Below are 3,422 nucleotides of genomic sequence, written 5' to 3'. Positions count from 1 at the left end.
CCCCGGCCCGGCCGGGTCCACGTCCGGGCCCGCGCGGGGCGCCGTCCGCTGGGGCGGGGGCGCCTCGCCCTGGCCCGCGCCGTCCGGCGCGAGGCCGCTGGTCACGAGCGTGCGCAGCGCGATCTCCTGCTCTCCCGCCATGCGGCCGAGCTCTGCCGCCTCGCCGCCGAGCGCGGTGCCGCGCCGCTGCACCATGGCGAGCACCTGGAGGACGCTGTCGTGGATGTCGCGCGCGAGGCGCTCGCGCTCGCGCGTCGCCGCCTCGATCTCCAGGGCGCGCGCGAGCGTCCGCTCCGACGCGCGTGCCACCTCGACGACGTAGCCGATGCCGATCGAGGCGACCCACACGAGCACCACGTTGTGCGCGGTGTCCTTGCTGGGGTGCGCGCGCTCCACCACGTCGGCCACGGCGACGAGCGTGGACGCCGCGCAGGCCAGGCGCCAGCCGCCCTTCAGCGCGAAGGCCAGGACGGCGCCCGCCGTCCATATCGACGGCAGCGTGGTGACGTCCTCGCCACGCGCCTGCGCGTCCGCGAGCGGCGTGATGAGGATGCCGGCGAGGGCGAGCGCCAGGTCGCAGGCGAGGAAGGTGCGCGTGCAGCGCTCGGCGCCCGACACCTTCCGCAGCGTCGCGACCGTCCACACGAGGACGATCGACAGGTAGAGGAGGCCCAGCCACAGCCGCTCGTAGCGCTCACGCTCGTAGAGGAAAAGCAGCAGGGCGTAGACAGCCGTCAGCAGCCGGTAGGCGGCGAGGGCACGCCACAGCGGCACCTCGACCGACATCCTGAGGGCGCGCTCACGCCCGGCCATCCCGTACCCCCGTCTCCCCCGCCGCGTGGTGCCGCGCCGGCCTGTCCCGGCCGGCGTGACGCCCGTCAGTGCGGCGTCTTCTTCGCCGCGGCCTTCTCCCCGGCCGCCGCCTTCTCCGCCGCCGCCTTTTCCGACGCCGCCTTCTGCGTCTCGGCGATCTGCCGCTTCGCGGCCGTCGCGTAGATGTCCACGTACTCCTGCCCCGACAGCTTCATGATCTCGTACATCACCTGGTCGGTCACCGACCTGTGGATGAAGCGGTCGTTCTCCATCCCCAGATAGCGGGTGAAGTCCAGGGGCGCGCCGATCCTGATGCCGGGGCGCATCAGCTTCGGCACGACCTTGCCGGGAGGCTGGATCTTCTCCGTGTCGATCATGGCCACGGGGATCACGGGCGCGCCGCTCAGGAGGGCGACGCGCGCGAGGCCGCCGGGCTTGCCCCGGTAGAGGCGGCCGTCGGGCGAGCGGGTGCCCTCGGGGTAGATGCCGAACAGCTCGCCGCGCTCCAGGACCTTCAGGGCGCTCTTGACGGCGGCCTCCCCCGCGCCCCTGGCGCCCGAGCGGTCCACCGGAAGCTGGCCGACGCCCTTGAAGAAGGCCGCCGTGAGCTTGCCCTTGACGCCTGGCGAGGTGAAGTACTCGGCCTTCGCGATGAACGTGACCTTGCGGTCGAGCACCGCGGGCAGGAAGAACGAGTCGGAGAACGACAGGTGGTTGCTCGCGAGTATCGCCGGGCCCTCGGCCGGGACGTTCTCGATGCCCTCCACCCACGGTCTGAAGGCGAGCTTCAGCGAGCCGCCGAGGGAGACCTTCATCGCGCCGTAGATCAACTCGGTGCCTCCTGAGTGCTGTCCCACGACCATATCCCGAAGGCGGGGGCGGGCCCCCTCCCCGGCGCCGTCCCGGGCGCCGTCGCCCGCGCCGTCCCGGGCGCCTTCACCGGGCACACGAAGGGCCTGGTCGGTGTCGGTCCGGTCGCGTACCGTGAGATGACCCGAGCGCGGGTGCGACGGGTGCGTACTCCCTTTTCTCCGCACGAACAGGAGACCCCGGTGCCGGTCCTTCCAGGAGCCGAGCCGTTCCTTCACGAGGGCGGCGATGTCGGTGTCCTTCTGTGTCATGGCTTCACGGGTTCCCCGCAGTCGATGCGTCCATGGGGGGAGTATCTGGCGGACCGCGGGTTGACGGTCTCCCTGCCGCTGCTGCCCGGCCACGGCACGCGCTGGCAGGACATGCAACTCACGGGGTGGCAGGACTGGTACGCGTGCGTCGACGTGGCGCTCGGCGAGCTCGCCGAGCGCTGCGAGCGCGTCTTCGTCTGCGGCCTGTCGATGGGCGGGGCGCTCGCGCTGCGGCTCGCCGCGAGGCACCGCGAGGAGATAGCCGGGGTCGTGGTCGTCAACCCCGCGGTGCGGGTGCACGGCCTGTCGGCGTACGCGCTGCCCGCGCTGCGGCACGTGGTGCGTACGACGAAGGGCGTCGCGGACGACATCGCGAAGGGCGGCGGCAAGGAGATCGGCTACGACCGCGTGCCGCTGCACGCGGCGCACTCGATGCGCAGGCTGTTCGCGCTCGTCGACGGCGCGCTGCCGCAGGTGACACAGCCGCTGCTGCTCATGCGCAGCAGGGAGGACCACGTCGTGCCCGCGTGGGACTCGGAGCGGGTGCTCAGCCGGGTGTCCTCGGCGGACGTGCGCGAGATCGTGCTGGAACACAGCTACCACGTCGCGACGTTGGACCATGACGCGGAGCGGATCTTCGAGGAGAGCGCGGCGTTCGTCGCACGGCTCGCTCCACGTGCCGGACAGAAGGGGGGCACGGGTGGCTGACCATGACGCGGACCCCGAGCCGCAGCCACTGGACGAGGACGCGGCGTGGGCCGCGATCGTCGCGGGCTACGGCGAGGAGCCGGCGGACCCGCCGGGCGCGAGGCCGTTCAAGTCGGTGGACGATCTCGCGTCGCTCGACAGCAAGACCGGCGGGGCGCCGAACGGCGCGGGTGAGCCGGGCGACGCGGACGCCGCGGACGCCGCGGACGCCGCGGATCGCGGCGACGGCGGCGACGACGCGGAAGGCGGCGCGGAAAGCGGTTCCGCCGGGCCGGGCGACGCGCCCGTGCGTGGCCTGGGCAGCTCGGTGGTCTTCGCCCCGGGCGTCGGGGCGGGGAAACCGGCCGGCGCCGCGCGCGGGCCGCGGGACTTCACGCCCGCCGAGGACGACGACGAGGGCCACTTCGTGCCCCCGGAGCCGCCCCCGCTGCCGGAGTCGGACGTGACGGCGAAGTTCGCGTGGATGGGCGCGATCGGCGGCCCGGTGCTCGCGCTCGCCGCCGTGATCCTCCAGTGGGACATGACGTGGTGGCTGACGACGCTGTGCGCCGGCGGGTTCCTCGGCGGCATCGCGACGCTGGTCGCGCGGATGGAGCACGACAACGACGAGGACGACGACGACCCGGGCCACGGCGCGGTCGTCTGACGCCACCCGGCGCGGGCCTTCGGCACGGCGGGCGGCCGTCCCCGCCCGGGGCCGCCGGCCGCGCGCCGGGCCGGGACAGATCGGAAGAGCTCATGTCTGAAGTCCAGTGTCTGATGTATCCGGTAAGCGTGCTT

At 73.4% G+C, this 3,422-nt stretch carries 4 protein-coding genes; 2 read left to right on the top strand and 2 right to left on the bottom strand.

Features of this window, described 5'->3' with window-relative positions; all coding sequences use genetic code 11:
* Both JFN87_RS32525 and JFN87_RS32520 read right to left on the bottom strand, forming a co-directional pair.
* On the bottom strand, positions 1–813 hold an 813-nt coding region (locus tag JFN87_RS32525), incomplete at its 3' end, for a DUF5931 domain-containing protein (RefSeq protein WP_209346026.1).
* A gap of 65 nt (positions 814–878) precedes the next feature.
* Positions 879–1,643, bottom strand: coding sequence for a lysophospholipid acyltransferase family protein (locus tag JFN87_RS32520; RefSeq protein WP_209346028.1), 765 nt, complete (start codon positions 1,641–1,643; stop codon positions 879–881).
* A gap of 222 nt (positions 1,644–1,865) precedes the next feature.
* Between JFN87_RS32520 and JFN87_RS32515 the strand changes: the two genes are divergently transcribed.
* Positions 1,866–2,642: an alpha/beta hydrolase gene (locus JFN87_RS32515; protein WP_209346025.1), complete on the top strand. Its 777-nt coding sequence runs from the start codon at positions 1,866–1,868 to the stop codon at positions 2,640–2,642.
* Complete coding sequence (locus JFN87_RS32510; RefSeq protein ID WP_245182830.1) at positions 2,554–3,288, top strand: hypothetical protein; 735 nt, start codon at positions 2,554–2,556, stop codon at positions 3,286–3,288. Before JFN87_RS32515 ends, JFN87_RS32510 begins: the two co-directional genes overlap by 89 nt.
* The last annotated feature ends 134 nt before the right edge of the window (positions 3,289–3,422 follow it).

This window comes from Streptomyces montanisoli, from assembly GCF_017813245.1.
Taxonomy (GTDB): domain Bacteria; phylum Actinomycetota; class Actinomycetes; order Streptomycetales; family Streptomycetaceae; genus Streptomyces; species Streptomyces montanisoli.
This window is presented reverse-complemented; position numbering and strand designations above follow the sequence as displayed.